This is a genomic window from Variovorax sp. OV700 (assembly GCF_900099805.1).
Classification (GTDB): domain Bacteria; phylum Pseudomonadota; class Gammaproteobacteria; order Burkholderiales; family Burkholderiaceae_C; genus Variovorax.
Window position 1 is genome coordinate 187,168 of the sequence record NZ_FNDR01000007.1, and the last position, 26,410, is coordinate 213,577.

Consider the following 26,410-nt stretch of genomic DNA (forward strand, 5'->3'; position numbering starts at 1 on the left):
CCGGCATCGTCGGCCGCGCTATGCTTCGCCATTGTTAACAATGTTGCTTGCATCCGCATGTCCTTGCCTCAAGCCACTTCCTCCGCTTCTTCCATGCCCCCGGCCGCCGACGAGTCCTGCGATGTGCTCGTGATCGGCGGCGGACCGGCGGGCTCCACGATTTCTGCGCTGCTGGCGCAGCAAGGCCGCAAGGTGGTGCTGCTCGAAAAAGCGCATCACCCGCGTTTCCATATCGGCGAATCGCTGCTCCCGGCCAACGTGGAGCTTTTCGACAAGCTCGGCGTGCGCGACCAGGTCGAGAAGATCGGCATGCCCAAGTTCGGCATCGAGTTCGTCTCGCCGGAGCATGAGCACCGCAGCTACGTGGACTTTGCCGAGGGCTGGGACAAATCGCTCGACTCCGCCTGGCAGGTGCGCCGCTCGGAGCTCGACGAGCTGCTGTTCCGCAACGCGGCCACGCGCGGCGCGCAGACGCTCGAAGGCTGCAAGGTGCGCGACGTGGCCTTCGATGCCGAGGGTGCCACGGTGCAGGCCGAAATGGACGACGGCGCCAAGCGCAGCTGGCGCGCCCGCTTCGTGGTCGATGCCACGGGGCGCGACACGCTGCTGGCCAACAAATTCCGCTGTAAGGAAAAGAACCCCGACCACAACAGCACCGCGCTGTTCGGACATTTCACCAATGCCGAACGGCTCGAAGGCAAGAAGGAAGGCAACATCAGCATCTGCTGGTTCCCGCACGGCTGGTTCTGGTTTATTCCACTGGCCGATGGCACCACCAGCGTGGGTGCGGTCTGCTGGCCCTATTACCTGAAGACGCGCGACAAGCCGCTCAAAGACTTTTTCTACGACACCATCGCGCTGTGCCCGGTGCTGGTGGAGCGGCTCCAAAACGCCACGCTGGTCGACGACGCCGTGCACGCCACCGGCAATTTCTCGTATTCGAGCACCCATGCCACGGGCGACCGCTACCTGATGCTGGGCGACGCGTTCACCTTCATCGACCCGATGTTCTCGTCGGGCGTGTACCTTGCCATGCACAGCGCCTTCGACGGCGCCCAGCTGGTGGCCACGGCGCTGGACAAGCCGGCCGAATTGGCGTCCGTGCGGGAGACCTTCGAAGCCATGATGCGCAAGGGACCGCGAGAGTATTCGTGGTTCATCTACCGCGTGACCAACCCCACGATCCGCGACATGTTCATGCACCCGGGCAATCCGTTCCGCGTGAAAGAAGGCTTGATGTCGCTGCTCGCGGGCGACATCTACCGTGGCACGCCGATGTGGCGCGCGCTCGGCATGTTCAAGTTTCTTTACTACTTCATCTCGATCACCCACATGCGGCGCACGTGGGAGGGCTGGAAGCGGCACCGCTTCAACATCCGCGACATGGGTGCATTGAAGGGCGAGACGATCCTCAAGTCGGAGTAGGGCGGCTCACAGCCTACGCCCACGCCGAGCGCGATGCGCGCAGCGTGGCTACCGCATGGGCCACGCCCAGTCCGGGGCTGGCAAGCACCTCGATCCCGATGTCGACAAGTTTTGCGGCCACGGGCGCCATCGAGGCCTGTGCCAACACCACGACATCGGCCGCGGTTGCAGCGGCTCGGATTGCATCGGCCAGCGTCTCGATGTAGTGCGCGGCGTCGCCGGCCTCGAAATGCGCCCAAGCGCCTTGGACCAGGAGCACGCTCGGCTTGACGCCCACGCCGGCCTGCGCGGCAGCCGAAAGAATTAAGGCGGTTGTCGGCTCGAGCGTGCTTTCGAGCGCCGCGGCCACCAGCACGCGAGGTCCCGTGCGCACTGCGCGGTCGGCCATGGCCCTGTCGATGCGCTGGGCTGCGAAGGCACCGCCCGTGGCGGTTTGCTCGGCGATGCCGCCAATGGTGGAGCAGGTGCACGCAACCACGGTGGCGCCGCTGGATGCTGCCTCGCGCATGGCGTCGTGCACGCGCGCCGACAGCTCGGGGCTGTCCGCGCCCTTGGCCCGCGCTTCGTGCAGCAGTTCTTCCTTCACCAGGTGGCGCACCTCGAGGTCGGGCGCGATCTCGCGGGCGAGGCGCTCGAAAGTCGGCACATGGACCTGCGCCGTGTGAAGGAATGCGATGGCGTCGGCCATTGATGTGAACTCAGGCGGCCTCGCGGGCCCGCCGCGCTTCGTACGCTTTGAGATGAACGTAGGCCGTGCGCAGCACCGAAGGCGTCGGCGAACCGGCGCGCGCGGCGCGGTTCAACAGGTCGCCGATGATGTGGTCGGCCTCGACCGGGGCGCCGCGCACGATGTCCTTGTACATGGACGCCGTCATCGGCGAGCCCGGCGAGGTCATCATCTTGCGGCCGCGCTCGATGGCCGCCGGCCGCGGCGCGAAGCCGTTGTGCGCGGCAATGGCGCAGCATTCGTCGAAGATCGCGAGCGCCACGTCCTGGCCGCCTGCCGCCACGACATCGCCGATGGACGCGCGCATCAGGCTCGTGAGGCCCGCAGCGGAGGCGATGAACACCCATTTCTCCCACATGTCCTGCGAGATGGTCTCGCTCGCGGTGGCCTCGAACTTCGCCCCTGCGAACTGCGCCTCGATGGCATCGACACGTGCGGATCGGCCGCCCGCGCGCTCGCCATAGCCGAGGCCGTGCATGTCGTTGAGATGCAGCACGCGGCCTTCGTCGTCCAGCGTGGCCGAGATCATGCAAAGACCGCCCAGCACGCGCTCGTTGCCGAAGCGCTCGACCAGGCGGTCGACATGCTTCATGCCGTTGAGCAGGGGAAGAATGACTGTGTCCGGCCCCACCGCTGGCGCGAAGGAATCCATGGTCGAATCGAAGTCGTAGGCCTTGCTTCCGACAACGATCACGTCGAATGGCGCCTCGATGTCTTCGGCCATCACGTAGGGCGGCGAAGGCAGTTGCAGGTTGCCGAAGGGGCTTTGAACCACCAGTCCGGTGTTCGCGATCTGTGCCGCGCGCCGAGGGCGCAGAAGAAAGGTCACATCGCGCCCCGCCTCCAGCAGCCGGCCGCCGAAATAACCGCCGAGTGCGCCGGCACCCACCACCAGAAATCGCATTGTGAATCGCTCCTGAGTCGAAAGGACCCGGGCGATGATGCCCGCGATTTCGCGAACCTGCTTTGCTTGCCTGAAAGCCGGAGGCGAGGCGAAGAGCTTTTCTAGAAAAGGTCTTGGACGCTTCGCATAATGGTTTTCGCCAACCCCCTTGTTTCCTTCTCACTCATTTCAAGGAGCTTCAATTCATGAGCCAGACCCGAATTGCCGTGATCGTCGGTAGCCTTCGCAAGGATTCGTACAACCACAAGCTGGCCATCGCGCTGGCGCACCTTGCCCCTTCGAGCTTCACGTTCGAATACGTGCGTATCGACGATCTGCCTCTGTACAACCAGGACGACGACGGCAACCAGGCGCCTTCGGTGAAGCGGCTCAAGACCGAGATTGCGGCGGCCCAGGGTTTGTTGTTCGTTACGCCCGAATACAACCGCTCGTTCCCCGGCTTGCTGAAAAACGCCATCGACCACGCTTCGCGTCCGTATGGGCAGAGTGCCTGGGCGGGCAAGCCCGCGGCCGTGGTGGGCATTTCGGTGGGCGCCACTGGCACCGCGCTCGCACAGCAGCATCTGCGCAATGTGCTGTCCTACCTGGACGTTCCGACGATGGGTGCGCCGGAGATCTTCCTGCAGTTCAAGGATGGCCTGTTTGACGACCGCGGCCACATCGGCAACGAGGGCACGAAGAAATTCCTGCTGGGCTGGATGGACAAGTACGTGACCTGGATTCAGCGCCACTCGGCCGCCTGACGGACAACTTGCCATCGGTGCCCCATGACGTGAAAAAGCCGCCCCGAGGGGCGGCCTTTCTTTTGGAAGTAAACCCGGGCTCAGGCAGCTTGGGCCACGTCCCTCTGGTTGGCGGCTTCGGCCGTTGCCGCCAGGATCTCGGCACGTGCCCCGGCCAGGGCAGCGGCCTTGGGTGCGTCGCCCATGGCCAGGCCTTCGGCGCGTACGAAGCGCACGTCGGTGATGCCGAAGAAACCGAAGACCACTTTCAGGTAGCTCTCCTGGTGTTCCGCAGCCTGACCGCCTTCGGTGGTCGAGTAGACGCCGCCGCGGGTGGACGCGACGATCACGGTCTTGCCGCCGGCCAGGCCCACGGGGCCCTTGTCGGTGTACTTGAAGGTGCGGCCGACCTGGGCGAGGCGGTCGATCCAGGCCTTGAGCTGGGTCGGAACCGAAAAGTTGTACAGCGGTGCGCCCACGACGATGACGTCGGCGGCGAGGAACTGGTTCACGAGCTTTTCCGAGAGGGCGTTTTCGCGCTGCTGGGCTTCGGTCGGCTGGGCCTGCACGCCGGTCTTGATGCCGAGGGCGTCGGAGCCGAAGTGCGACGGGGCGTCAGCGGCAAGGTCGAGGTACTCGACCGCGGTGTCGGTATGCGCGGTTTTCCATGCCGCCACGATCTCGGCCGTCAGGAGGCGCGAGGTCGAATTGGCACTCAGGATGCTGGAGTCGATATGGAGCAGCTTCATGGTCGATTTCACTTTCGTGTGGAGGTCGGCGCTCAAAAGTGGCCGGCGATGGGAGAATTCTATTTTTGATGCGAGTGATTGATAAGTAAGCAAAATATCAATTCATCGTTCTACCCATAGGACAATAAGTGCCATGCAAGACCTCAACGACATGGTTTTCTTCGCCGAAGTGGCAGAGCGCGGCGGCTTTGCCGCGGCCAGCCGCGCGCTCGGCATTCCCAAATCCCGCTTGTCGCGGCGCGTGGCGGACCTCGAGGAACGGCTTGGCGTACAGCTGATGCAGCGCAGCACGCGGCGGCTGTCGCTCACCCCGGCGGGCGAAATCTATCTGCGCCACTCGGCCGCGATGCGCGATGCAGCGCAGGCCGCGGCCGAAGCGGTGGCGCAGGTGCAGACCGAACCCAGCGGCACGGTGCGCCTGAGCTGCCCTATCTCCATCGCCCACAGCGGGCTGGGGCAATTGCTGCCCCGGTTCATGGCGCTCTATCCGGCTGTGCGGGTCGACCTGCGGGTGATGAACAGGCCGGTCGACCTGATCGAGGAGGGCGTCGACATCGCCTTGCGCGTGCGTCCGGCCATCGAGGACAGCACGACGCTCGTGGCCAAGGTCCTGGGAACGAGCCGCGCGGTGCTGGTGGCCAGGCCGGACTTGCTGGAGCGCCAGGGTCCGGTAAACAAGCCGGCCGATCTTGCGCGGCTCCAGACTGCGGCCATGGCGGCCAACAGCGAGGGGCGCAGCGAATGGCGGCTCGAAGGCCCCAAGGGCGAGATTTACGTGCACGTTCATACCCCGCGCTACGTGGCGGACGATCTTGCAACGTTGCAGCTGGCCGCCCTCGAGGGCGTGGGCGCGACTTTGCTCCCCGGCTATATGTGCCGCGACGACGTAGAGGCGGGCCGGCTCGCAAGGGTGCTGCCCGACTGGGGGCCGGCGCCGGTCATCGCGCACATGGTGTTTCCGGCGCGGCGGGCTTTGGTGCCGGCGGTCCGGCGGGTGATCGATTTCCTGGCCGAGCACCTGCACGGAAGCGAAACCGGCATGTATTAGCTCGTCAAATAAGCTGGGGCGGCGTACCTTATGCGAAAAACGCCATAACCAAACAAGTAGATATTCGTTTGGCATTGAAGCAGCCCTTCGCACAATCCCAGGTCCCATCCATTTCAAGGACCGACCATGGCGACCCTGCGACTCGGCGACACAGCCCCCAATTTCACCCAGGATTCGAGCGAAGGGTCTCTCGACTTCTACCAGTGGGCCGGCGATTCGTGGGTCGTGTTCTTCTCGCACCCGGCCGATTTCACGCCCGTGTGCACCACTGAACTCGGCAAGACTGCGGCGCTGTCGGGCGAATTCGCCAAGCGCGGCGTGAAGCCCGTCGCGTTGAGCGTCGATCCTGCCACCAAGCACAAGGAGTGGATCGGCGACATCAACGAGACGCAGAACACCACCGTGAACTTCCCGATCATTGCGGACCACGACCGCAAGGTGGCCGACCTGTACGACCTGATCCACCCGAACGCCTCGGCCACGGCCACGGTGCGCAGCGTGTTCATCATCGATCCGAAGAAGGTGATCCGCACAACCATCACCTACCCGGCGTCCACCGGCCGCAACTTCGACGAAATCCTGCGCGTGATCGATTCGCTGCAGCTCACCGACAGCCACAAGGTGGCAACGCCCGTGAACTGGAAGGACGGCGACGACGTGGTCATCATCCCGAGCATCCAGGACCCGGCCGAACTCGCCGAGCGCTTTCCCAAGGGCTTCAAGGCAGTGAAGCCGTATCTGCGCATTACGCCGCAGCCCAACAAGTAAGCGGCAGGGCAGCGTCGCCATGCAGACTTCCGTGATCATCGTGCCGGGCTGGCGCGACTCCGGGCCCGGCCACTGGCAGAGCCTGTGGGAAGAGCGCATTCCGGGTGCGGCGCGGGTCGTGCAGGACGACTGGGCTTCGCCCAAGCGCGAGGCCTGGGTGACCACGCTGGCGCGGTTGGTGCTCGAGAGCCCCGGCCCGGTGGTGATTGCCGCGCACAGCCTGGGCTGCATCGCCACGGCACACCTGCCGGCGGAGGCTGCCGCGCGCATCCGCGGGGCGCTTCTGGTGGCACCGGCCGACCCCGAGCGCCGGGCCGTGCTGTCCGACTTCGCACCCGTGCCGTATGCCGCCTTGCCCTACCGCAGCATCGTGGTGGCGAGCAGCAACGACCCGTATTGCCCGATCCGCCTGGCCGGCGCATATTCCCGCGCCTGGGGCAGTGAGTTTGTCCGCATGCAGAATGCGGGCCATATCAACATCGATTCGGGACATGGAGACTGGCCGCTCGGCCTGGCCCTGCTCCAGTCGTTGACCGACGAGCCCGCCGCCTGGCCGGCGGGCCGTGAATTTTCAGAAACCTTGGCAACTTCATGACTTCCAGACTCAAGACCTTCGTCGCCGTGCTCGCGTTGGCGTCTTCCGCATTCGCAGGCAGCAGCGCCTTCGCACAGGGCAGCACGCTGCTGAACGCCTCGTACGACGTGGCGCGCGAGTTCTACAAGGACTACAACGCGGCGTTCGTGGCCCACTACAAGAAGACCACCGGCAAGGACGTGAAGATCGACCAGTCGCATGGCGGTTCCAGCGCGCAGGCGCGCGCCGTGGCCGACGGCCTCGATGCCGACGTGGTGACCATGAACACCACCACCGACATCGACTTTCTTGCCAACACCGGCGTGGTCGCGAAGGACTGGAACAAGCAGTTCCCCGAGAACGCATCGCCGACCACCTCGACCATGCTGTTCCTGGTGCGTAACGGCAACCCGAAGGGCATCAAGGACTGGGAAGACTTGGTCAAGCCGGGCGTGCAGGTCGTGATCGTCAACCCCAAGACCGGCGGCAACGGGCGCTACGCCTACCTTGCGGCCTGGGGCTACGTGAAGAAGAAGGGCGGCACCGACGCGCAAGCGGCCGAGTTCGTCGGCAAGCTGTTCAAGAACGTGCCGGTGCTGGCGCGCGGCGGCCGCGACGCGACCACCGCCTTCCTGCAACGCAACATCGGCGACGCGCTGATCACCTTCGAATCCGAAGTGGTGTCGATCGACCGCGAGTTCGGCTCGGGCAAGGTGGATTCTGTTTACCCGTCGATCAGCATCGTGGCCGAGAACCCGGTGGCCGTGGTCGAGCGCACGACCAAGAAGAAGGGCACCGGCGAACTGGCCAAGGCCTATCTCGACTGGCTCTACTCCGAAGAAGCGCAGGAAATCGCGGCCAAGCATGCGCTGCGCCCGCGCTCGGCGGCCGTGCTGAAGAAGTACGCCGCCACGTTCAAGCCGCTGCAGCTCTTCACGGTGCAGGAACTGTTCGGCAGCCTCGGCGATGCGCAGAAGGTGCACTTCAACGACGGCGGCCAGTTCGACAAGCTCTACACGCCTGGCGCAAAGTAAATGAGCGGCGCTGTTTCTTCGGCGCTCCCGTCAGCGGGAGCGCCGCTTTCGCGTGTGAATCGGGCGGGGGGCGCCAGACGGGTGCTGCCGGGCTTTCACATCACGCTCGGCTTTTCGATTTTCTATCTCTGCCTGATCGTGCTGATCCCGCTGTCGGCGCTGGTCTTCAAGACCTTCACGCTGAGCTGGGAGCAGTTCTGGGTGGCCGTGACCTCACCGCGCGTGATGGCCTCGTACCGGCTGACCTTCGGGGCCTCGCTGATCGCGGCGCTGGTGAATGCCGTATTCGGCCTGCTCGTGGCCTGGGTGCTGGTGCGCTACAAGTTTCCGGGCAAGCGCATCGTCGATGCGCTGGTCGACCTGCCGTTCGCGCTGCCCACGGCGGTGGCCGGCATCTCGCTGACCGCACTGCTCGCGGGCAACGGCTGGATCGGGCAGCTGCTCGAGCCGCATGGCATCAAGCTGGCGTTCACGCCGGCCGGCATCGTGATTGCACTGATCTTCATCGGGCTGCCCTTTGTGGTGCGCACGGTGCAGCCGGTGCTCGAAGACGCCGAAAAAGAGCTTGAAGAAGCCGCCACCTCGCTCGGTGCAACGCGCCTTCAAACCTTCACGAAAGTGATCTTCCCATCGATCGCGCCCGCGCTGCTCACGGGCTTCGCAATGGCTTTCGCGCGGGCCATCGGCGAGTACGGCTCGGTGATCTTCATTGCCGGCAACATGCCGATGATCTCGGAGATCACGCCTCTCATCATCATCGGCAAGCTGGAGCAATACGACTTCGCCGGCGCCACCGCAGTCGCGCTCGTGATGCTGGTGATTTCGTTCATCCTGCTGCTCGTCATCAACGGCCTGCAAGCCTGGCAGCGCCGCCGCGCGGGAGCATGACATGAGCGCCCCTTCCAAAATCATTCGCCGCGCGCAGGCCGGCACCACCGAGTCGGCCTGGGTGCGCTGGCTGCTGATCGGCGTTGCGCTCGCGTTCATGTTCCTGTTTCTGGTGCTGCCCCTCGCAGCCGTGGCAACCGAGGCCTTGCGCAAGGGCGTCGGCGCCTACCTGGAAGCGCTGAAGGAGCCCGACGCCTGGAGCGCGATCCGCCTCACGCTGATCACGGCCGCCATCGCGGTGCCGCTGAACCTGGTGTTCGGCGTTGCCGCGGCCTGGGCCATCGCCAAGTTCGAGTTCCGCGGCAAGGCCTTTCTGACCACGCTGGTCGATTTGCCGTTCGCGGTGTCGCCGGTGGTGGCGGGCCTGATCTACGTGCTGGTGTTCGGTGCGCAGGGCTGGTTCGGCCCGTGGCTTGCCGAGCACGACATCAAGATCATCTTCGCCGTGCCCGGCATCGTGCTCGCGACCGTGTTCGTCACTTTCCCGTTCATCGCGCGCGAGCTCGTTCCGCTGATGCAGGCGCAGGGCACCGACGAGGAGCAGGCCGCCATCGTGCTGGGCGCAACCGGCTGGCAGACATTCTGGCGCGTGACGTTGCCCAACATCAAGTGGGGGCTGCTGTACGGCGTGATTCTTTGCAATGCGCGCGCCATGGGCGAGTTCGGCGCGGTGTCGGTGGTGTCGGGCCACATCCGCGGCCAGACCAACACCATGCCGCTGCACGTGGAAGTGCTCTACAACGAATACCAGTCGGTGGCGGCGTTTGCCGTGGCATCGCTGCTGGCCATCCTGGCGCTGGTCACGCTGGTGATCAAGTCGGTCATCGAATGGCGCCACGAACGTGAAATGAAGGCGATTGCCGATCTGCCGCCCGAGCGGCCGACGGTGGCTTGAACAGTCCCGCGGTGAGGGGAGATCCCTCACCCCGACCCTCTCCCCACGGGGAGAGGGAGTAATCAGAAGAAGGCAGAGGAAGAGATTCCATGAGCATCGAAATCCGCAACATCAGCAAGCAGTTTGGCGACTTCCGGGCGTTGAACAACGTCAACCTCGACGTCGAGTCGGGCGAGCTCGTCGCGCTGCTTGGCCCCTCGGGCTGCGGCAAGACCACGCTGCTGCGCATCATCGCGGGGCTGGAAACGGCCGACACCGGCAGCATTCTTTTCGCGGGCGAAGACACCACCGACGTGCATGTGCGCGAACGCCAGGTCGGCTTCGTTTTCCAGCACTACGCGCTGTTCCGCCACATGACGGTGTTCGAGAACGTGGCCTTCGGCCTGCGCGTGAAGCCGCGCAAGGAGCGCCCGAGCGACGCGCAGATCAAGCAGAAGGTGACCGACCTGCTCAAGCTGGTGCAGCTCGACTGGCTGGCCGACCGCTACCCGTCGCAGCTCTCCGGCGGCCAGCGCCAGCGCATCGCGCTGGCGCGTGCGCTGGCGGTGGAGCCCAAGGTGCTGCTGCTCGACGAGCCCTTCGGCGCGCTCGACGCCAAAGTGCGCAAGGAGTTGCGCCGCTGGCTGCGCCGGCTGCACGATGAACTGCACGTCACTTCCATCTTCGTCACGCACGACCAGGAAGAGGCGCTCGAGGTGGCCGACCGCGTGGTGGTCATCAACAAAGGGCGCATCGAGCAGGTCGGTTCCCCGCAAGAAGTGTGGGACCAGCCCGCTAGCCCGTTCGTCTACGGCTTTTTGGGCGACGTGAACCTGTTCCATGGCCGGGCCGACAACGGCGCGGTGCAACTGGACGGCATGCGCCTCGATTCGCCGGAACACAGCGGCGCGCGCGACGCCAAGGCCATGGCCTATGTGCGCCCGCACGACCTCACCGTGGAGCGCTACACCGCCGGGGCGACCGGCATCGTCGCCACCTTGTCGCGGGCCATCGTGGTCGGCCCGATCGCGCGGCTGGAACTTGAGCCCACCGAAACGAATCCAGATAATCCGGGCTCCGGAACCATCATCGAGGCGCAACTCCCTGCGCAACAGTTCCGGGAACTGGGCTTGCAAGAGGGTGACACCGTCGTCGCCACGCCGCGCAAGGCCAGGGTGTTCGTAGAAGAAGATTGGGTTTCCCCTTGATCGATTGGTATTTCGGCGCGCCGCGCCGCGCGTACGGGCTGATCTGCCTTGCCTGCGTCCTGATGCTGGCCTTCGGGCTCTATCTGCAGCATGTGGTGGGCCTGGAGCCTTGTCCGATGTGCATCGTGCAGCGCTATGCACTGGTGCTGGTGGCGCTCTTCACCGGCCTGGCCGGCGTGTTCCGCAGCCGTGGCCTGCAGGTCACGGGCGGTGGGCTGGCGCTGCTGGCGGCCATTGGCGGCGCCTACACGGCAGCATCGCAGAGCTGGCTCCAGTGGAATCCGCCCGAGGTCGTCTCGTGCGGACGCGACCTGTACGGAATGATCGAGACTTTTCCGCTCAAGCGCGCGCTGCCGATGATCTTTCGCGGCGGCGGCGATTGCTCGAAGGTCGACTGGTCGCTGTTCGGCCTGACGCTGGCGAACTGGTCGTTCGTTGCCTTCGTCGTTCTTGCGACGATGCTGCTGGTGCTGCTTTTTCGCCGTCGCCTGGCGCGCTGAGCCGGCGAAGCGTCGGGGGCCGCTGCGCCCCCAACACACCGGCTTACAGAGGCAGGGTGTCGAAGGCCGCGTAAGCGGTCGCCAACCAGGACTTCACGCGCTGGCGCTCCAGCAGGCCGAGCGCGTGCGCCCCTTCGCGGTCGTTCACGGCCTTCCAGAAACTCGTGTTCTGCGCATCGATCTTGCGCATGCTCGCCTCGTGCAGGCGCGGCAGGGTGATCACGCGGGCGCCGTTCGCCGTCGCCTTGGAGAGCGACTGCGATGCCAGCAGCATGCCAAAGTCGCTGCCGCGGCCGTAGTTCTGCACCACGATGTAGTTGGGCCGATTGCCGAAGGTGTCGATCAGCGCGCCGAGCAGGTCGGTGGAGTCCTTGCCGTCGTCCAGCACATGCCAGAAATTGACGGCCACGCCGAGTTCGTCGAACACGTCGAACAGATCGGATTCCTTGATCCAGCGCGACAAGGGGGCCAGCGTCTGGGCGGCAAGGTCGACGATCACGCTTTGCTGCGGATTGGTCTCGAAGCCGTTCACGACGGTGTCGAGCCCCTCGAAGCTGTCGACCACGATGGGCGACGCAAAGCCTTCGTAGAAGCGCGTGAACGAGCTGTGCGAGCGGTCCGTGTCGAAGCCGATGAAGGGCTTGCTGTGGTCGATGAAATACTGTGCCAGCACGCGCGCGGTGACCGACTTGCCGACCCCGCCTTTTTCGCCGCCGATGAAATTGATGGAGCTCATGAGTTGCTGCTGCTTCGAAGGGGTTGAGGAGTGAAGGGCTGATTCATTCTAGGGGCCGCGTTTTCTTTCTCTTCTATTTGCCGCGCCTCGCCATGCCTTGCAGCAAGGGATGTGCCTGCAAGCGCTGCTGCAGCCGCTTTTTCCAGGCGGCAGGCAGCGTCGATGCCTCGATCATCTGCGGCCATCGGCTGCGCGCGAGACGCGCCGTGTCGGCAATGACGCGCCGGACCAGCGGCTCGTGCAGCCCCGCCGAGAAGCAGAAGGCGCGCACGTTCGCGGGCGTGAACAAGGCCGTGCGTTTGGTGGCGGCACCGGCGGGCGCTGCGGGCATGAGAGGAAGAGCGTGGCCATCGACGCCCTGGAGCGCGGCGTACGCCACGATGTCGTAGGCCGGCGCCAGCCGCGGCGCGATGCCGTCCGGATAGAGCACGCCAAAGTTCTTCAAGTGCGCGTCGGGGTTGCCGAGCAGGTCGTTCACCGCAAGGCGCCGCATGAGTTCGAGCACGCCTTCTTCGCCCAGCGACGGGAAGGCCTGCATCGCAAGCGCCATGTCGAGATAGCTGGCGCTGTACTTGTGCATCGGGTCGACAGCGAGCACCTGCGCAAAATCTTCGAAGTGAATGCGGCGCGCGCCTTCGCGGTCGAAACGCGTCACGGCCAGAAAGTCGGGCTCGTCGGGCAGCGCATAGCTGTGTTCGGCCGCAATGGCCGAGAGCGGTGCCAGCTCGGCATGACAGACCTCGACACCGGCCGCGCCGGCCAACTGGAGAGACAGCATTTCCAGTTGCGGCATGTGGGGGCGTCCGGCCACGGGCAGCTTGGCGATCACGCGCGTGCTCGCGCCGGCGCGGGTGCGTGCCACGTAGCGGCCGCCCTGACGGCGCAGGCCGAGCTTGGGTTGCACGCCCGACACCGAGATGCCTTGCGGCATGGGCAGTTCGACGACCGACATCTCGAGCGCGTCCTGGTCCTGCGTGATGAGCCGCTGCAGCGTCTGGCGGTCCACCGCGACCGGCTTGGCGCTCACTGCGCCGGGCAGGTCGCCGCCGCAGGCCGCAAGGAGCTCGAAATGGTCGTTTTCACGGCAGCCGCGCAGCTGCGCGATATGGCTGCGCAACACGCCTTCGGGCAGAAGATTCTGGAAAAAGCGCGGCAGCTGGCCGCCTTGCGCATTGAACAACGGGTTTTTCACGTCAGCCCAGAGCGCTGACTGCGTGGCCGCATCGCTGGCCACCATCGACAGCGAAAGCACCTCCGCTGGCGGCGCGGCGACCAGCTCCGGCTCGGCGACGAAGCGGCACAGGTCGGCATACTGGAAGAGCTTGCCAAAGCGCCGCGTGCCGAGCGAGATCTCGAGGATCTTGACGTTCATGGCGGGCGACGCTTGTTGGCGTGCGGCGGAGCCTGCGCCACGGCATGGCCCACGCGGGTGACGACGGGGCGGTAGTCGGGATCGGTGCCCGCGCTCTGGCCGAAGCCCTTCGGCGCGAGCTGCAGTTCCAGGCCGAGCGCATCGACCAGCGCCAGCAGCGAAGACAGCTGCGGGTTGCCCTTCAGGCTCAGCGCATTGCGCACCGAGCGTTCGGTCAGGCCGGAGCGCTGCGCAATTTCAGCATGGGTGATGCCCGTGGCATCGCGCCGGGCTGCGAGGGCGGTGATGAGTTCCTGTTTGGTCACGGAAAGATATTACCGTAAATGCCATTTTTGGAAATATATTTCCTCGATCAGCCATGCTTCTACCTTGGCACCAGCGTGAAGAAGGGCATGACCACGCCCATGACCCAGTTCTGCCCGAAGTCGAGAGCGGCGCGTCGGTATTTCTCGTCCGCCTGGGCGGCCAGCAGGTCGAGCCGCGCCACCACCTTGGACAGCTCGCGATCAGCCACGAGGTTGCGGCCGCGCTCGCTGATCTCGGTGGCCAGCAGCAGGGGTTGGCCGTCGGGGCCGGTCTTGGACGAGATGAGCCAGAGCGATATTTCGAAATTTCGCGCCGCACGGTAGCTGTTCTCGGCATTGACACCGTCGAGCAAGGTCTGGTCCCAGGTGTCGCCGTTGGCCTGCTTGAGCATGGTGGCCCAGCCGACCACCAGCGCCGCGACCCGGTCTCCCTGGTAACCTTGCGGCCCGGTGTCGAACGCCAGGCGGATCGCGTCGATGCCGGTGGCACCGCGCAGTTCGGGCAGGGCGGGACCTGTAAGCACCGCGTCCCAGGCGCGCTGGGCGGCGGCTTCGACGCTGGCTGCGGATTTGCGCCACTCGCGCGGGTTGCGCCGATACAGCGTGGTCTGCACACGCCGGATCGATTGCAGGTTGTCGCGCAAGGACAGGTTCGCAATGCGGTTGGCGCTGGATTGCAGCCATTCCTGATTGGCATAGGGTTCGGCGCGCTCGGTGGAACGCACGGCCGCGCAGCCGCCAAGACCCAGCAGGGCGGCAGCGCCAACCAGCAGGCAGCCGCGGCGCGCGGCGAAGGGTGATGAAACCAGGGAATCGCTCATGCCCTGACGTTATCATCCACGGCTGGGGCGGCGGCCTGCTTTGAGCGGCGGGCCCGTGCAATTTTCCTTACAAATCAATACCTTGGCGCTACGCCAAGGCAGGCCGACAAGTCGTGCGTCTTAATTCCATCAAGCTTTCGGGCTTCAAGTCGTTCGCCGAACCCACCAACTTCCTGCTGCCAGGCCAATTGGTCGGCGTTGTCGGGCCCAACGGTTGCGGCAAGTCGAACATCATGGATGCGGTGCGCTGGGTGCTGGGCGAGTCGCGGGCGTCGGAGCTGCGCGGCGAGTCGATGCAGGACGTGATCTTCAACGGCACGACCACGCGCAAGCAGGCCAGCCGTTCGAGCGTGGAACTGGTGTTCGACAACGCCGACCATCGCGCGGGCGGGCAATGGAACCAGTTCGGCGAAATTGCGGTGCGGCGCGTGCTCACGCGCGACGGCACCAGCAGCTACTACATCAACAACCAGCCGGTGCGCCGCCGCGACGTGCAGGACGTGTTCCTCGGCACGGGCCTCGGCCCGCGCGCCTACGCCATCATCGGACAGGGCACGATCAGCCGAATCATCGAATCCAAGCCCGAGGAGCTGCGCCTGTTCCTCGAAGAGGCGGCGGGCGTCTCCAAGTACAAGGAGCGCCGGCGCGAAACCGAGAACCGCCTGGGCGACACGCGCGAGAACCTCACGCGCGTCGAAGACATTCTTCGTGAACTGAATGCCAATCTCGAAAAGCTCGAGAAGCAGGCCGAGGTGGCCGCGCGCTACAACATGCTGCAGGGCGATGCCACGAAGAAGCAGCACCAGCTGTGGTTCCTGAAGCGCAGTGAAAGCGACGCCGACCAGGCCAAGATCAAGGCCGATTCCGAAAAGGCGATCAACGACCTCGAATCGCGCACCGCCGACCTGCGCCGCATCGAGGCCGAACTCGAAACCGTGCGCCAGGCCCACTACGGTGCCGGCGACCAGGTCAACCAGGCCCAGGGCAAGCTCTACGAAGCCAGCGCCGAAGTCGGCCGCCTCGAAGGCGAGATCCGCTTCGTGGTCGAAGGCCGCCAGCGCGTGGAGCAGCGGCTCGTCCAGTTGCGCGAGCAAATGGGCCAATGGGGCCGCCGCCGCGAAGAGGCCGAGGCAGAAATCGAAACCCTGGCCGGCCAGGGCGTCGACGCCGAGGAGCAGGCCGTGCTGCTGGCCGCGCAGCTCGAAGAGCACGACGCGCGCATGCCCGAGCTCGAGGAAGCCGTGCAGCGGGCCCAGAACGAAGCCAACACGCAACGCGCCGCCGTCGGCCAGGTCCAGCAGCAGATCCAGGTGCTGGCCGCCGACCAACGCAACATCGAAGACCAGAGCCGGCAGCTCACGCAGCGCAGCGAACGTCTGCGTGCCGATCAGAACGCGCTGGCCGCGCCCGACGAAGCCCGCCTGCAGTCCATGCAGGAGGAGCATGCGGCCGCACAGGAAGCTGCGAGCGAAGCCGACGCCCGCCTGCACGAACTGCAGGAATCGGTGCCGCAGCTCGACGACGACCGCCGCTCGAAGCAGCAGGCCGTCAACACCGAAGGTGCGCGCCATGCCGAACTTTCGGCGCGGCTCGAGGCGCTGCGTGCGCTGCAGGAAAAGGTAAAGACCGACGGCAAGCTCGCGCCCTGGCTTGCCAAGCACGGGCTCGAAGGCATGCAAGGCCTGTGGAGCCGCATCCACATCGAGCAAGGCTGGGAAAACGCGCTCGAAGCGGCGTTGCGCGAGCGCCTGGGCGCGCTCGAAGTCAGCCGGCTCGACATGGTGCGCGCCTTCGGCAACGACGCGCCGCCCGCCAAGCTGGCGTTCTACAGCCCCCCGGCGGCCGGCGTATCGCAAGACGGCGGCACGCTGCCTCGCCTGTCGAGCCTGCTGCGCCTGAACGACGCGGGCCTGCAGGCGTTGATGACGGACTGGCTCCACGGCTGCTACACCGCGCAGAGCTTCGAGGAGGCGCTCGCCCAGCGCGCCACACTGAAGCCGGGCGAGGTCATTTATGTGCAGAGCGGCCACGCCGTGTTTTCGCACAGCGTGAATTTCTACGCCCCCGATTCCGAACAGGCCGGCCTGCTGGCGCGCCAGCAGGAAATGGAAAACCTCGAGCGCCAGCTGCGCGCGCAGACGCTCATCAGCGAAGAAGCGCGCACGGCCCTGGTGCGTGCCGAAGCCGCCTATGCCGAGGCCGCACAGCGCCTCGTGGCCGCGCGCCGTGAAGCGGCAGAAACGCAATCCCGCGCGCATGAACTGCAGGTGGAAACGCTGCGCATGACGCAGCTGGCCGAACAGACCCGCGCACGCAGCGAACAACTGGCCACCGACCTTGCCGAAGTCGACGCGCAATTGGAAGAGCTGCAGGAAAAGCGCATGGCCGCCGAAGGCCGCTTCGAAGAGCTCGACATGCAGCTCGCCGACAGCCAGGAACGGCACGCGGAACTCGACGAGCGCGTGATCGAAGCCGGCCGTGCATTGACTGCCAGCCGCGAGCAGCACCGCAGCCTCGAACGGCAGGCGCAGGAAGCCACCTTCTCGCAGCGCACGCTCGAAGCGCGCCGCGGCGAGCTGAATCGCGCGATCGAAACCGCATCGCAGCAGGTGGTGGCCCTCACTGACGAAGACGAGCGCGCCAGGGCCGAGCTCGGCCGCCTGTCGGATGCGGCGGCCCAGGCCGGCCTGCAGGATGCGTTGGCCCTGAAGCTCGAACGCGAAGCCGCTCTGGGTGCCGCGCGCAGCCAGTACGACGACCTCACGATGAAGCTGCGTGCCAGCGACGAACGCCGGCTGCAGCTCGAGCGCGAACTCGATCCGCTGCGTCAGCGCATCACCGAATTCCAGCTCAAGGAACAGGCCGCCCGCCTCGGTGTCGAGCAGTATCAGCAGTTGCTCGACGATGCCGGCGCCGACCTCGAAGCCGTTGCGCTGTCGATCGAAACCGACAAGGTTCGTCTCGCGGGCCTGCAAGGCGAGATCGACCGCCTGAACCGCGAAGTGGTGGCATTGGGTGCGGTGAACCTGGCGGCGCTCGACGAGCTTGCCGTGGCCAGCGAGCGCAAAACATTCCTCGATGCGCAGTCCGCCGACCTGAACGAAGCCATCGGCACTCTCGAAGACGCCATCCGCAAGATCGATGGCGAAACGCGCGAGCTTCTCGGCGGCACCTTCAAGATCGTCAACGAGCACTTCAGCCGCATGTTCCCCGAGCTTTTCGGCGGCGGCAATGCGCGGCTGGTGATGACAGGCGACGAAATCCTGGATGCCGGCGTGCAGGTGCTGGCGCAGCCGCCCGGCAAGAAGAACCAGACCATCCATCTGCTGTCGGGCGGGGAAAAAGCGCTCACGGCCATCGCGCTGGTGTTCGCAATCTTCCAGCTCAACCCGGCGCCTTTCTGCCTGCTCGACGAAGTGGACGCGCCGCTGGACGACGCGAACACCGAACGCTATGCCAAACTCGTGACCGCCATGAGCCGCGAAACCCAGTTCCTCTTCATCAGTCACAACAAGATCGCCATGGAAATGGCCGAGCAGCTGATCGGTGTCACCATGCAGGAGCAGGGCGTCTCGCGCATCGTCGCGGTCGACATGGAAGCGGCCGCATCCATGGTCGAAGCTGCTTAAGCCGAGCAGCACGCATGAGCAATCTCACTCTCGCCCTGGCCATCCTCGGCGGTCTCGTTCTCGCGGCCGTCGTTGCCTTCAACACAGTGACCTCGCGCCGCAATGCGCCGCGGCAGCCGGATGCCCGGGACCTCGACTTGTCGCCCGATGCCGATCGGCCCTCGTCATCTTCCGGTGGCGTGGAGCCGATGCTGCACGTCGATCCACACCAGGTGCCGGGCCATGAGCGCCACGAACCGCTGTTCGATCCCGATCTGCCCGCGCCGGGCGCCACCCCCGTCCCGACGGCCGAGCGGCGCGGCGGACTCGATCCGCTCATCGACGTGATCGCACCGGTCTCGCTCGACGGGCTTGCCTCGGGCGATGCGGCGATTGCGGCCATGCCCTCCACGCGCCGCGCGGGCAGCAAGCCCGTGGCCATCGAAGGCCTGAACGAGCACACCGGCCAGTGGGAGCCGCCCGTGCCGGGGCAGCGCTACAGCGCGTTCCAAGTGGGCGTGCAGCTGGCCAATCGCACCGGTGCGCTCAACGAGATCGAATACTCCGAATTCGTCGTCAAGGCACAGGCCTTTGCGGATGCCGTGAACGGTGCGCTCGAGTTTCCCGAGATGCTCGACGAAGTGGCTCGCGCCCGCGAACTCGACCAGTTCGCCAGCGCGCACGATGCCCAGCTGGGCTTTGTGCTGCGCGCACTGCACGCGGCCTGGAGCCCGGGCTACGTGCAGCAGAACGCGGCCCGGCTGGGTTTCGTGGCGGGCATTATTCCGGGCCGCATGGTGCTGCCCACCAGCGAAGCCGGCTTGCCGCCGATCCTCGGACTCTCATTCGACACCCAGGCCGCGCTGGCCGACGATCCCGCGCAATCGGCCATCCGCGAGCTCAGCCTGAGCCTGGACGTGCCGCAGGTCGATCGCACCGAGGAGCCGTTCCGCCGCATGCGCGAGGCCGCCGCCACGCTGGCGCGCGAGATGGACGGCGTGGTGACTGACAGCGACGGGCAACTGCTGCGCGATGAAACCATGGATGCCATCGGCGCCGACCTCGAGCAGCTTTACGACACGCTCGAGTCGCGCGACCTGGCCGCCGGCTCGCCGCTGGCGCGCCGCCTCTTCAGCTGATCCGATCGTTCGGGAGACACCCATGACAACGCGCGACGAAGCGGCACGCGAAGCCGCCGCACTGAGCGAACAGCTTCACAAGCACGCCCACCTCTATTACGTGCTCGACGCGCCCGAGCTGCCCGACGCGGAGTACGACAGGCTGTTCCAGCGACTGCAGGCCCTTGAGGCGGAATTTCCCGATTTGCGCACGCCCGACTCGCCGACGCAGCGCGTGGGCGGCAAGGTGCTCGACGGCTTCACCAAGGTGCGCCACAGGGTGCCGATGCTGTCGATTCGCACCGAGACCGACATCACGCCCGGTGGCGCCAGTGCCTTCGACGCCCGCGTGCGCAAGGAGCTCGGCCTGGCCGAAGACGGTCCCCAGGTCGAGTACGTCTGCGAGCTCAAGTTCGACGGTCTGGCCATGAACCTGCGCTACGAAAACGGCGTGCTGGTGCAGGCCGCCACGCGCGGTGACGGCGAAATCGGCGAAGAGGTCACGCAGAACATCCGCACGGTGCGCGAGATTCCGCTGCGGCTCGACGGCAAGGCACCGCCCGTGGTCGAAGTACGCGGCGAGATCTACATGAAGCGCGCCGACTTCGAGGCACTCAACGAACGCCAGCGTGAAAAGATCGCGGCCGGGCAGAAGAACGAAAAGGTGTTCGTCAACCCGCGCAATGCGGCGGCCGGCGCGGTGCGCCAGCTCGATCCGGCCATTGCGGCGGCGCGTCCACTGAGCTTTTTTGCCTATGGACTCGGCGAGGTCACGCCCGCCAGCGAAGGCGGGCCGGAATTTTCAACGCAGTTCGATTGGCTGCAGCAGTTCGACGCATGGGGATTCCCGGTGGCGAAGCAAACTGCGCGGGCGAGAGGTGCTATTGAATTGATAGCATTTCACGAAAACATCGGGCGTCAGCGCGACGCCTTGCCCTACGACATCGACGGCGTGGTCTACAAGGTCGACAGCCTCGAGCTGCAGCGTCGGCTGGGCTTCGTCTCGCGCGAGCCGCGCTGGGCCGTGGCGCACAAGTACCCGGCGCAGGAGCAGATCACCGACGTGCTCGGCATCGAAGTGCAGGTGGGCCGTACGGGCAAGCTCACGCCGGTCGCCAAGCTCGCGCCCGTCTTCGTCGGCGGCGTGACCGTGACCAACGCCACGCTGCACAACGAAGACGAAGCGCGTCGCAAGGATGTGCGCGTGGGCGACAAGGTCATCGTGCGCCGCGCCGGCGATGTGATTCCCGAAGTGGTCGGCGTGGTGCCGGAGAGCCTGGCCAGGCCCGACTCCGAGCGTGGTCCGCTGTTCACCATGCCGCACCAGTGTCCGGTGTGCGGTTCGGAGGCGCTACGGGAAGAAGGCGAGGTCGACTACCGCTGCACCGGTGGCCTGTTCTGCGGCGCCCAGCGCAAGGAAGCCATCCTGCACTTTGCGGCCCGCCGCGCCGTCGACATCGACGGGCTCGGCGACAAGCTGGTCGAACAACTGGTCGATGCCAACCTGATCCGCACCTTGCCCGACCTCTACAGGCTCGGCTTCACGACGCTCGCGGGCCTGGACCGCATGGCCGAGAAGTCGGCCAGGAACATCGTCGATGCGCTCGAGGCCTCCAAGAAGACCACGCTGCCGCGCTTCCTGTTCGGCCTTGGCATCCGGCATGTGGGCGAGAGCACCGCGAAAGACCTGGCCAAGCATTTCGGCAAGCTCGACGCGATCATGGACGCGACCGAAGTGCAGTTGCTCGAGGTCAACGACGTGGGGCCGGTGGTCGCGCAGAGCCTCCGCACCTTCTTCGATCAGCCGCACAACCGCGAAGTGGTCGAGCAGCTGCGGGCCTGCGGGCTGACATGGGAAGAGGGCGAGCCCGCCGCGCGCGCACCCAAGCCACTGGCGGGCTTGACCTTCGTGATCACCGGCACCCTTCCTACGCTCAGCAGGGACGAGGCGAAGGATAAATTGGAAGCCGCCGGTGCCAAGGTGGCAGGCTCGGTCAGCAAGAAGACAAGCTACCTGGTGGCCGGGGAGGAGGCAGGCAGCAAGCTCGACAAGGCTCGAGAGATTGGCGTCAATGTGATCGACGAGGCGGGGATGCTAGACATACTCGCCAATGGCGTCCCGGGTTGAAAAGAGGGGCGCCGGCGCGGTGTTCTTACCGCTCGTTACGTGCCTTCACACCGGCGCAGTCAACAGGGTCTACAAGCTGGCGTTGATAAAACAGAAGGCTGACAAGGAGTCCCTTATGCAAAAGATTCGTGTTCTTGGTACTTGCGTCGCCATCGGCGGCATTGCGCTGCTCGGTGGCTGCGTAGGCGTTCCTGCCGACCCCTACTACAGCGGGGGCTACTCGCAGCCGTATTACGACAATCCGGTGGTCGTTCAGCCGGCGCCCGTCTACATCGAAGGCGGCGGCTACTACGAAAGCCGCCGTCCTTACTACGGCGGGCGGCCATACTACGACGGCGGCCGGCCTTACTACGGCAGGCCGGGCTATCCTGTCGCGCGGCCAGTGCCTGTGCCTGTGCCGGTGCCCGTGCCGTCGCGTCCGGGTTGGGGCGGCGGTGGCCGCCATTCCGGTGGTGCGGCCGTGGCGCCGTCGGGCGGTTCGCCGTTGCCGCAGTACCGGTCGCAGCCGCCGCGCGGCGATCAGAAGCTGTATACGTCGCCCGACTCCAAGGGTCAAACCCCTCCCTGATTCTCGAAAGGTGGGCCGGTGAGCGGCCCTGGCGGTCGCGATAATCCCGCCATGGCCATCCGTGAAATCCTCAAAATGGGCGACCCCCGGCTGCTGCGCATTGCGCAGCCGGTGGCCGCCTTCGACACTGACGAACTGCACCTCCTGGTGCGCGACATGTTCGAGACCATGCAGGCGGTCAACGGGGCCGGCTTGGCGGCGCCGCAAATCGGCGTCGACCAGCAGCTCGTGATCTTCGGCACAGACGTTGTCAATCCCCGCTACCCTGATGCGCCGCCGGTGCCCCGCACCGTGCTTCTGAACCCGGTCATCACCCCGATCGGCGAAGAGGAAGAAGAGGGCTGGGAAGGGTGCCTGTCGGTGCCGGGCCTGCGCGGCGTGGTGCCGCGCTTTGCGAACATCCGCTACACCGGCTTCGACCCTTATGGCGATCCCATCGACCGCATCGCCAGCGGTTTTCATGCGCGCGTGGTTCAGCACGAGGTCGATCACCTGCTGGGCAAGCTCTACCCGATGCGCGTGCGCGATTTCTCGCGCTTCGGCTATACCGACGTACTGTTTCCAGGGCTCGACGCCAACGACGACGACTGAAAAGAAAAAGCCGGCTCGCGGCCGGCTCATGAGGTCAGTTGTATTTGCCGCCCAGGCCGAATCGGCCGCCGCCAAACAGGCTGATGGCCAGCGCGGCAAACAGGAACATGCCCTGCAGTTCCAGCGCCCAGCCGCCTTGGCTATTGAGCGTGCCGATGTCCTTCTGGTGCACCAGCCAGATTGCCACCACCATGTTGATCGCGACGATCAGCGCCGCCGGCCGCGTGAACAGGCCCACGATGAGCAACACCGGCGCGATGATCTCTCCGACGTAGATCAGGTAGGCCAGGGCCGCCGGCAGCCCATGGGACGCCAGCATGCCGCCAATGCCGTCGACGCCCTTGCCGACCTTCGCAATGCCATGCAACAGGATGAGGATGCCGAGTGCAACGCGCAGAACGAGCTTGCCGGTGTCGTCGGATTTGGTCATGAGCGGATTCCTTGGTGAGAGAGTGATTGAAGGGCCGTATGTTAGTGAATGCGGCGGCCGAGAAAAGCCCACCGCAAGCGGCTTGCGGCATATGCATTCAACTGTCCGTTCTTTGGCAGAGTAGCGCGCAGCCCCGTACACTGCCTTTTGCCTACAGTTGAGGAGAACACACCAATGAAGAGCCGATTTCGTCCCGCGCTTGCCGCGGCCGCATCCGTCGTGGCGCTTGCCGCGGCCGCTCCCGCCTTTGCCGGCAAGACCCTCGATGCCGTCAAGCAGCGCGGCACCGTCAAGTGCGGCGTGACCAATGGCGTGGCCGGTTTTTCCGCGCCCGATACGCAGGGCAACTGGTCCGGGCTGGACGTCGATACCTGCCGCGCGATTGCAGCAGCCGTGCTGGGCGACCCCAAGAAGGTCGACTTCGTGCCGCTCAATTCGCAGCAGCGCTTCTCGGCCCTGCAGGCCGGCGAGATCGACATCCTCGCGCGCAACACCACCTGGACGCTCACGCGCGACGCGTCGCTGGGCTTCAACTTCACCACCATCACCTACTACGACGGCCAGGGCTTCCTGGTGCCGAAGAAGCTCAAGGTGACGAGCGCCAAGCAGCTCAAGAACGCCACCATCTGCACGCAGTCGGGCACCACCAACGAGAAGAACGTCTCCGACTACTTCCGGGCCCAGAACATCCCGGTCAAGACCGTCGTGTTCGAAAGCTTCGAGGCTTCGTTCAAGGCCTTCTTCTCGGGCCGTTGCCAGGCTTTCACCACCGACGCCTCGGCGCTGGCGGGCCTGCGCAACAAGGAAGCACCGAACCCCGACGACTACGTCATCCTGCCTGAGCTGATCTCGAAGGAGCCGCTCGCGCCGCTGGTGCGCCGCGGCGACGACGAATGGTTTGCCATTGCCAAGTGGGTGCCCAACGCGCTCATCGAGGCCGAAGAGTTCGGCGTCACGCAGGCCAATGCCGACGAGCTCAAGGCCAACAGCAAGGACCCGGGGCAGCAGCGCCTGGTCGGCACCGGTGAAGACCTGGGCAAGCTGCTGGGCCTCGACAAGGACTGGTCGTTCCGTGCCATCAAGGCCGTCGGCAACTACGGCGAAATGTTCGAGCGCAACGTCGGGCCCAAGTCGGTGCTCAAGCTGCCGCGCGGCTCCAACAACCTCTGGAACAAGGGCGGCCTGATCTACGCACCCCCGGTTCGATGAGCGGCGGGGCCTCGCGCCGCGGCGCCTGGCTGGCCTGGGTCGTCCAGGCGCTGCTGGTGCTGGCCGTCGTGGCCGGCGCCTTCTGGGTGGTGCACCATGCGCTCGAAGTGCTGCGCGCGCGCGGCGTGCGGTCGGGCTTCGACTTTCTGACCGAGCCCGCGGGCTTCTCCATCAGCGAAGGCTGGCTCGACTTCGATGCCAGCCAGCCGTTCTGGCGCGCCTTCGTGGCGGGCCTGATCAACACGGTGCGCGCCTCGGTGCCCGCCGCCATTTTTTCGGTCGTGCTCGGCACCCTGATCGGCATTGGCCGACTCGCGCCGCATGTGCTGCTGCGCGGCATCTGCACGGCGTACGTCGAACTGCTGCGCAACGTGCCGCTGCTGGTGCAGTTGCTGATGCTGGCTTTTGCCATGGCCAACCTGTTGCCCGACCCGACCGAGCCCGTGCGCCTGCTCCCCGGTGTGTGGCTCAGCAAGGGCGGGCTCAGCGTGCCCTGGCCCGCGTCGGGCGAGGGCAGCTGGTGGCCCACGCACTTCGAATGGCCCGAGAAGGGCGACTTCGGCGTGAGCGGCGGCGCGGCGCTGAGCCCGGAATACGTGACCATCGTCGCAGGGCTGTCCTTCTATTCCGCGGCTTTCGTGGCGGAGATCGTGCGCGCCGGCATCCTCTCCGTATCGCAAGGGCAGGTGTTGGCCGGGCAGGCGCTGGGCCTGACATCGGTGCAGCAGCTTCGCATCGTGATCCTGCCGCAGGCGCTGCGAGTGATCGTGCCTTCGCTCACCAACCAGCTGCTCAGCCTCACCAAGAATTCGTCGCTCGCGGTGGCCGTGGGCTATCCGGAACTGGTGTCGGTGGCCAACACCACCATCGGCTCGAACGGCCGCGCCTTCGAGTGCATCGCCATCATCATGGCTGTCTACCTGCTGCTGTCGCTGTTGATTTCCTTCGTCATGAACCGCTACAACGCGCGCGTCGCTCTCAGAGGCTGGCGATGAGAAACGTCGCGCAAGGGCCCATCGCCTGGCGCAGTGAGCTCTGGGGGTCGCCGCTGCGCGCATTGGCCACCGTGGCGTTGATCGCGCTGCTCGCGTGGGGCGGCTTCCATGTCGTCGAATGGGGCGTGGTGCACGCGGTGTTCCGGCCCGATGCAGAAGCCTGCCGCGCGGTGCAGCACGGCGCTTGCTGGGGCGTGGTGGCCGAGAAATGGCGGCCGATGCTGTTCGGCCGCTTCCCCTATGAAGAGCAATGGCGCCCGGCCATCGCGGTGGTCCTGCTGTCGGCCGTCACGGTGCTGAGCGCCTGGCCGCGCAGCTGGCGCTGGTGGCTGCTGCCGCTCTGGGCGGTGGCGCTGCTGCTCTTCGTGCTGCTGATGCGCGGCGGCGTGCTCGGCCTCCACGCCGTGCCGACGAGCCGCTGGGGCGGACTGCCGCTCACCATCGGCCTTGCGGTGGTGGGTCTGGCGCTGGCTTTTCCGCTGGCACTGCTGCTGGCACTCGGGCGCCGCTCGGGCTGGCCGGTGGTGCGCACGCTGAGCGCGAGCTACATCGAGCTGGTGCGCGGTGTGCCGCTGATTTCTGTGCTGTTCATGGCCTCTTTCCTGCTGCCGCTGCTGTGGCCCGCTGGCTGGCAGCCCGACGTGCTGGTGCGCGTGCTCGCGGGCCTGGCGCTGTTCGTGGCGGCCTACCTGGCCGAGATCATCCGCGGTGGCCTGCAAGCCGTGCCACGCGGGCAGACCGAGGTGGCGATGGCACTGGGCTTCGGACGCTGGCCCGTGCAGCGGGACATCGTTCTGCCCCAGGCCCTGCGGCTCGTGGTGCCCGCGCTGACCAACAACGTGGTCGGCACGCTGAAAGACACTTCGCTGGTCACGGTGGTGGGGCTGTTCGAGCTCACCGGCGCGCTGGGTCTGGCGCTCGGAGGCGACCCGGTCTGGCGGCCGTTCTATCTGGAGGGCTACCTTTTCATTGCGGCGGTGTATTGGGTGCTGTGCTTCGGGCTCTCGCGCTACAGCGTGTGGCTGGAGCGAAGGCTGGCGAGCGCGCCGACCTGAGGCGTGCTGCCTGCTGCGACCAAACAAGACGCCGCACTACTCCGCGAGTTGTC

At 65.9% G+C, this 26,410-nt stretch carries 26 protein-coding genes; 18 read left to right on the forward strand and 8 right to left on the reverse strand.

All coding sequences use genetic code 11. The features are described 5' to 3' along the window. The first annotated feature begins 57 nt into the window (after window positions 1-57). Window positions 58-1,425, forward strand: a complete 1,368-nt coding sequence (locus BLR24_RS18055) for an NAD(P)/FAD-dependent oxidoreductase (RefSeq protein WP_093019332.1) — start codon at window positions 58-60, stop codon at window positions 1,423-1,425. A 13-nt stretch (window positions 1,426-1,438) separates the two neighbouring features. On the opposite strand, the gene BLR24_RS18060 is transcribed toward BLR24_RS18055, so the two are convergent. After that, complete coding sequence (locus tag BLR24_RS18060; protein WP_093019334.1) at window positions 1,439-2,113, reverse strand: Asp/Glu/hydantoin racemase; 675 nt, start codon at window positions 2,111-2,113, stop codon at window positions 1,439-1,441. A gap of 10 nt (window positions 2,114-2,123) precedes the next feature. Then, entirely contained in the window at window positions 2,124-3,056 is a 933-nt protein-coding gene (gene panE / locus BLR24_RS18065; protein ID WP_093019336.1) for a 2-dehydropantoate 2-reductase, read from the reverse strand. 185 nt (window positions 3,057-3,241) lie between these two features. On the opposite strand from panE, the gene BLR24_RS18070 reads away from it, so the two are divergent. After that, a complete protein-coding gene (locus BLR24_RS18070) occupies window positions 3,242-3,799 on the forward strand; it encodes an NADPH-dependent FMN reductase (RefSeq protein WP_093019338.1) in 558 nt (185 codons plus the stop codon). An 80-nt stretch (window positions 3,800-3,879) separates the two neighbouring features. Here the strand turns inward: BLR24_RS18070 and BLR24_RS18075 are convergent, their stop codons facing one another. Next, on the reverse strand, window positions 3,880-4,527 hold the full coding sequence (locus tag BLR24_RS18075) for an FMN-dependent NADH-azoreductase (protein WP_093019596.1): 648 nt from the start codon (window positions 4,525-4,527) through the stop codon (window positions 3,880-3,882). A gap of 133 nt (window positions 4,528-4,660) precedes the next feature. On the opposite strand from BLR24_RS18075, the gene BLR24_RS18080 reads away from it, so the two are divergent. The 8 genes from BLR24_RS18080 to BLR24_RS18115 all read left to right on the forward strand — a co-directional run bounded on the left by BLR24_RS18080 (window position 4,661) and on the right by BLR24_RS18115 (window position 11,421). After that, on the forward strand, window positions 4,661-5,575 hold the full coding sequence (locus BLR24_RS18080) for a LysR family transcriptional regulator (protein WP_093019340.1): 915 nt from the start codon (window positions 4,661-4,663) through the stop codon (window positions 5,573-5,575). A gap of 126 nt (window positions 5,576-5,701) precedes the next feature. Further along, the gene (locus tag BLR24_RS18085) at window positions 5,702-6,343 is read left to right on the forward strand and encodes a peroxiredoxin (protein WP_093019342.1); all 642 of its coding nucleotides are present in this window, start codon (window positions 5,702-5,704) and stop codon (window positions 6,341-6,343) included. A 19-nt stretch (window positions 6,344-6,362) separates the two neighbouring features. Beyond that, on the forward strand, window positions 6,363-6,938 hold the full coding sequence (locus BLR24_RS18090; RefSeq protein WP_093019344.1) for an RBBP9/YdeN family alpha/beta hydrolase: 576 nt from the start codon (window positions 6,363-6,365) through the stop codon (window positions 6,936-6,938). Beyond that, entirely contained in the window at window positions 6,935-7,951 is a 1,017-nt protein-coding gene (locus tag BLR24_RS18095) for a sulfate ABC transporter substrate-binding protein (protein ID WP_093019346.1), read from the forward strand. Before BLR24_RS18090 ends, BLR24_RS18095 begins: the two co-directional genes overlap by 4 nt. Then, window positions 7,952-8,839, forward strand: a complete 888-nt coding sequence (cysT, locus tag BLR24_RS18100) for a sulfate ABC transporter permease subunit CysT (RefSeq protein ID WP_055806415.1) — start codon at window positions 7,952-7,954, stop codon at window positions 8,837-8,839. It abuts the gene before it with no gap. A gap of 1 nt (window position 8,840) precedes the next feature. After that, window positions 8,841-9,734 carry a sulfate ABC transporter permease subunit CysW gene (cysW, locus tag BLR24_RS18105; RefSeq protein ID WP_093019348.1) on the forward strand — a complete coding sequence of 298 codons (894 nt, stop codon included), beginning with the start codon at window positions 8,841-8,843 and terminating at the stop codon, window positions 9,732-9,734. Between the two features lie 89 nt (window positions 9,735-9,823). Further along, window positions 9,824-10,921: a sulfate/molybdate ABC transporter ATP-binding protein gene (locus BLR24_RS18110; RefSeq protein WP_093019350.1), complete on the forward strand. Its 1,098-nt coding sequence runs from the start codon at window positions 9,824-9,826 to the stop codon at window positions 10,919-10,921. Continuing rightward, entirely contained in the window at window positions 10,918-11,421 is a 504-nt protein-coding gene (locus tag BLR24_RS18115) for a disulfide bond formation protein B (protein ID WP_093019352.1), read from the forward strand. Before BLR24_RS18110 ends, BLR24_RS18115 begins: the two co-directional genes overlap by 4 nt. Window positions 11,422-11,464: 43 nt before the next feature. Here the strand turns inward: BLR24_RS18115 and BLR24_RS18120 are convergent, their stop codons facing one another. The 4 genes from BLR24_RS18120 to BLR24_RS18135 all read right to left on the reverse strand — a co-directional run bounded on the left by BLR24_RS18120 (window position 11,465) and on the right by BLR24_RS18135 (window position 14,655). Beyond that, complete coding sequence (locus tag BLR24_RS18120) at window positions 11,465-12,157, reverse strand: P-loop NTPase family protein (protein WP_093019354.1); 693 nt, start codon at window positions 12,155-12,157, stop codon at window positions 11,465-11,467. A gap of 73 nt (window positions 12,158-12,230) precedes the next feature. Next, window positions 12,231-13,529, reverse strand: a complete 1,299-nt coding sequence (locus tag BLR24_RS18125; RefSeq protein ID WP_093019356.1) for a type II toxin-antitoxin system HipA family toxin — start codon at window positions 13,527-13,529, stop codon at window positions 12,231-12,233. Next, a complete protein-coding gene (locus BLR24_RS18130; protein WP_093019358.1) occupies window positions 13,526-13,834 on the reverse strand; it encodes a helix-turn-helix domain-containing protein in 309 nt (102 codons plus the stop codon). The genes BLR24_RS18125 and BLR24_RS18130 overlap by 4 nt, the downstream gene beginning before the upstream one ends. 59 nt (window positions 13,835-13,893) lie before the next feature. After that, window positions 13,894-14,655 carry a hypothetical protein gene (locus tag BLR24_RS18135; RefSeq protein ID WP_093019360.1) on the reverse strand — a complete coding sequence of 254 codons (762 nt, stop codon included), beginning with the start codon at window positions 14,653-14,655 and terminating at the stop codon, window positions 13,894-13,896. A gap of 113 nt (window positions 14,656-14,768) precedes the next feature. Here BLR24_RS18135 and smc point away from each other — a divergent pair, with 113 nt between their 5' ends. The 5 genes from smc (at window position 14,769) to def (ending at window position 22,668) form a co-directional block, all read left to right on the forward strand. Continuing rightward, window positions 14,769-18,284, forward strand: coding sequence for a chromosome segregation protein SMC (smc, locus tag BLR24_RS18140; protein ID WP_093019362.1), 3,516 nt, complete (start codon window positions 14,769-14,771; stop codon window positions 18,282-18,284). A gap of 14 nt (window positions 18,285-18,298) precedes the next feature. Then, a complete protein-coding gene (locus BLR24_RS18145) occupies window positions 18,299-19,402 on the forward strand; it encodes a cell division protein ZipA C-terminal FtsZ-binding domain-containing protein (RefSeq protein ID WP_093019365.1) in 1,104 nt (367 codons plus the stop codon). A 22-nt stretch (window positions 19,403-19,424) separates the two neighbouring features. After that, window positions 19,425-21,509, forward strand: coding sequence for an NAD-dependent DNA ligase LigA (gene ligA, locus BLR24_RS18150; protein WP_093019367.1), 2,085 nt, complete (start codon window positions 19,425-19,427; stop codon window positions 21,507-21,509). Window positions 21,510-21,624: 115 nt separating this feature from the next. Next, window positions 21,625-22,077, forward strand: coding sequence for a hypothetical protein (locus BLR24_RS18155; RefSeq protein WP_093019369.1), 453 nt, complete (start codon window positions 21,625-21,627; stop codon window positions 22,075-22,077). A gap of 51 nt (window positions 22,078-22,128) precedes the next feature. Further along, complete coding sequence (gene def, locus BLR24_RS18160; protein WP_093019371.1) at window positions 22,129-22,668, forward strand: peptide deformylase; 540 nt, start codon at window positions 22,129-22,131, stop codon at window positions 22,666-22,668. Between the two features lie 34 nt (window positions 22,669-22,702). Here the strand turns inward: def and BLR24_RS18165 are convergent, their stop codons facing one another. Next, window positions 22,703-23,098: a DoxX family protein gene (locus BLR24_RS18165; RefSeq protein ID WP_093019373.1), complete on the reverse strand. Its 396-nt coding sequence runs from the start codon at window positions 23,096-23,098 to the stop codon at window positions 22,703-22,705. 174 nt (window positions 23,099-23,272) lie between these two features. On the opposite strand from BLR24_RS18165, the gene BLR24_RS18170 reads away from it, so the two are divergent. Genes BLR24_RS18170 through BLR24_RS18180 form a run of 3 tightly spaced genes read left to right on the forward strand, consistent with a single transcriptional unit; the run spans window position 23,273 to window position 26,357 of the window. After that, a complete protein-coding gene (locus BLR24_RS18170; RefSeq protein WP_093019375.1) occupies window positions 23,273-24,307 on the forward strand; it encodes an amino acid ABC transporter substrate-binding protein in 1,035 nt (344 codons plus the stop codon). Further along, the gene (locus BLR24_RS18175) at window positions 24,304-25,302 is read left to right on the forward strand and encodes an amino acid ABC transporter permease (protein ID WP_093019377.1); all 999 of its coding nucleotides are present in this window, start codon (window positions 24,304-24,306) and stop codon (window positions 25,300-25,302) included. Before BLR24_RS18170 ends, BLR24_RS18175 begins: the two co-directional genes overlap by 4 nt. Continuing rightward, window positions 25,299-26,357, forward strand: coding sequence for an amino acid ABC transporter permease (locus tag BLR24_RS18180; protein WP_093019379.1), 1,059 nt, complete (start codon window positions 25,299-25,301; stop codon window positions 26,355-26,357). Before BLR24_RS18175 ends, BLR24_RS18180 begins: the two co-directional genes overlap by 4 nt. The last annotated feature ends 53 nt before the right edge of the window (window positions 26,358-26,410 follow it).

Bases quoted from the DNA above. Each gene is read 5' to 3' on its own strand.
- ligA (WP_093019367.1), top strand. From the start codon at position 19,425: ATGACAACGCGCGACGAAGCGGCACGCGAAGCCGCCGCACTGAGCGAA.
- BLR24_RS18085 (WP_093019342.1), top strand. From the start codon at position 5,702: ATGGCGACCCTGCGACTCGGCGACACAGCCCCCAATTTCACCCAGGAT.
- BLR24_RS18120 (WP_093019354.1), bottom strand. From the start codon at position 12,157: ATGAGCTCCATCAATTTCATCGGCGGCGAAAAAGGCGGGGTCGGCAAG.
- BLR24_RS18170 (WP_093019375.1), top strand. From the start codon at position 23,273: ATGAAGAGCCGATTTCGTCCCGCGCTTGCCGCGGCCGCATCCGTCGTG.
- cysW (WP_093019348.1), top strand. From the start codon at position 8,841: ATGAGCGCCCCTTCCAAAATCATTCGCCGCGCGCAGGCCGGCACCACC.
- BLR24_RS18055 (WP_093019332.1), top strand. From the start codon at position 58: ATGTCCTTGCCTCAAGCCACTTCCTCCGCTTCTTCCATGCCCCCGGCC.
- BLR24_RS18110 (WP_093019350.1), top strand. From the start codon at position 9,824: ATGAGCATCGAAATCCGCAACATCAGCAAGCAGTTTGGCGACTTCCGG.
- BLR24_RS18165 (WP_093019373.1), bottom strand. From the start codon at position 23,098: ATGACCAAATCCGACGACACCGGCAAGCTCGTTCTGCGCGTTGCACTC.
- BLR24_RS18135 (WP_093019360.1), bottom strand. From the start codon at position 14,655: ATGAGCGATTCCCTGGTTTCATCACCCTTCGCCGCGCGCCGCGGCTGC.
- BLR24_RS18090 (WP_093019344.1), top strand. From the start codon at position 6,363: ATGCAGACTTCCGTGATCATCGTGCCGGGCTGGCGCGACTCCGGGCCC.
- BLR24_RS18180 (WP_093019379.1), top strand. From the start codon at position 25,299: ATGAGAAACGTCGCGCAAGGGCCCATCGCCTGGCGCAGTGAGCTCTGG.
- BLR24_RS18080 (WP_093019340.1), top strand. From the start codon at position 4,661: ATGCAAGACCTCAACGACATGGTTTTCTTCGCCGAAGTGGCAGAGCGC.
- BLR24_RS18070 (WP_093019338.1), top strand. From the start codon at position 3,242: ATGAGCCAGACCCGAATTGCCGTGATCGTCGGTAGCCTTCGCAAGGAT.
- panE (WP_093019336.1), bottom strand. From the start codon at position 3,056: ATGCGATTTCTGGTGGTGGGTGCCGGCGCACTCGGCGGTTATTTCGGC.
- BLR24_RS18095 (WP_093019346.1), top strand. From the start codon at position 6,935: ATGACTTCCAGACTCAAGACCTTCGTCGCCGTGCTCGCGTTGGCGTCT.
- BLR24_RS18175 (WP_093019377.1), top strand. From the start codon at position 24,304: ATGAGCGGCGGGGCCTCGCGCCGCGGCGCCTGGCTGGCCTGGGTCGTC.
- BLR24_RS18060 (WP_093019334.1), bottom strand. From the start codon at position 2,113: ATGGCCGACGCCATCGCATTCCTTCACACGGCGCAGGTCCATGTGCCG.
- def (WP_093019371.1), top strand. From the start codon at position 22,129: ATGGCCATCCGTGAAATCCTCAAAATGGGCGACCCCCGGCTGCTGCGC.
- BLR24_RS18125 (WP_093019356.1), bottom strand. From the start codon at position 13,529: ATGAACGTCAAGATCCTCGAGATCTCGCTCGGCACGCGGCGCTTTGGC.
- BLR24_RS18155 (WP_093019369.1), top strand. From the start codon at position 21,625: ATGCAAAAGATTCGTGTTCTTGGTACTTGCGTCGCCATCGGCGGCATT.
- cysT (WP_055806415.1), top strand. From the start codon at position 7,952: ATGAGCGGCGCTGTTTCTTCGGCGCTCCCGTCAGCGGGAGCGCCGCTT.
- BLR24_RS18145 (WP_093019365.1), top strand. From the start codon at position 18,299: ATGAGCAATCTCACTCTCGCCCTGGCCATCCTCGGCGGTCTCGTTCTC.
- BLR24_RS18075 (WP_093019596.1), bottom strand. From the start codon at position 4,527: ATGAAGCTGCTCCATATCGACTCCAGCATCCTGAGTGCCAATTCGACC.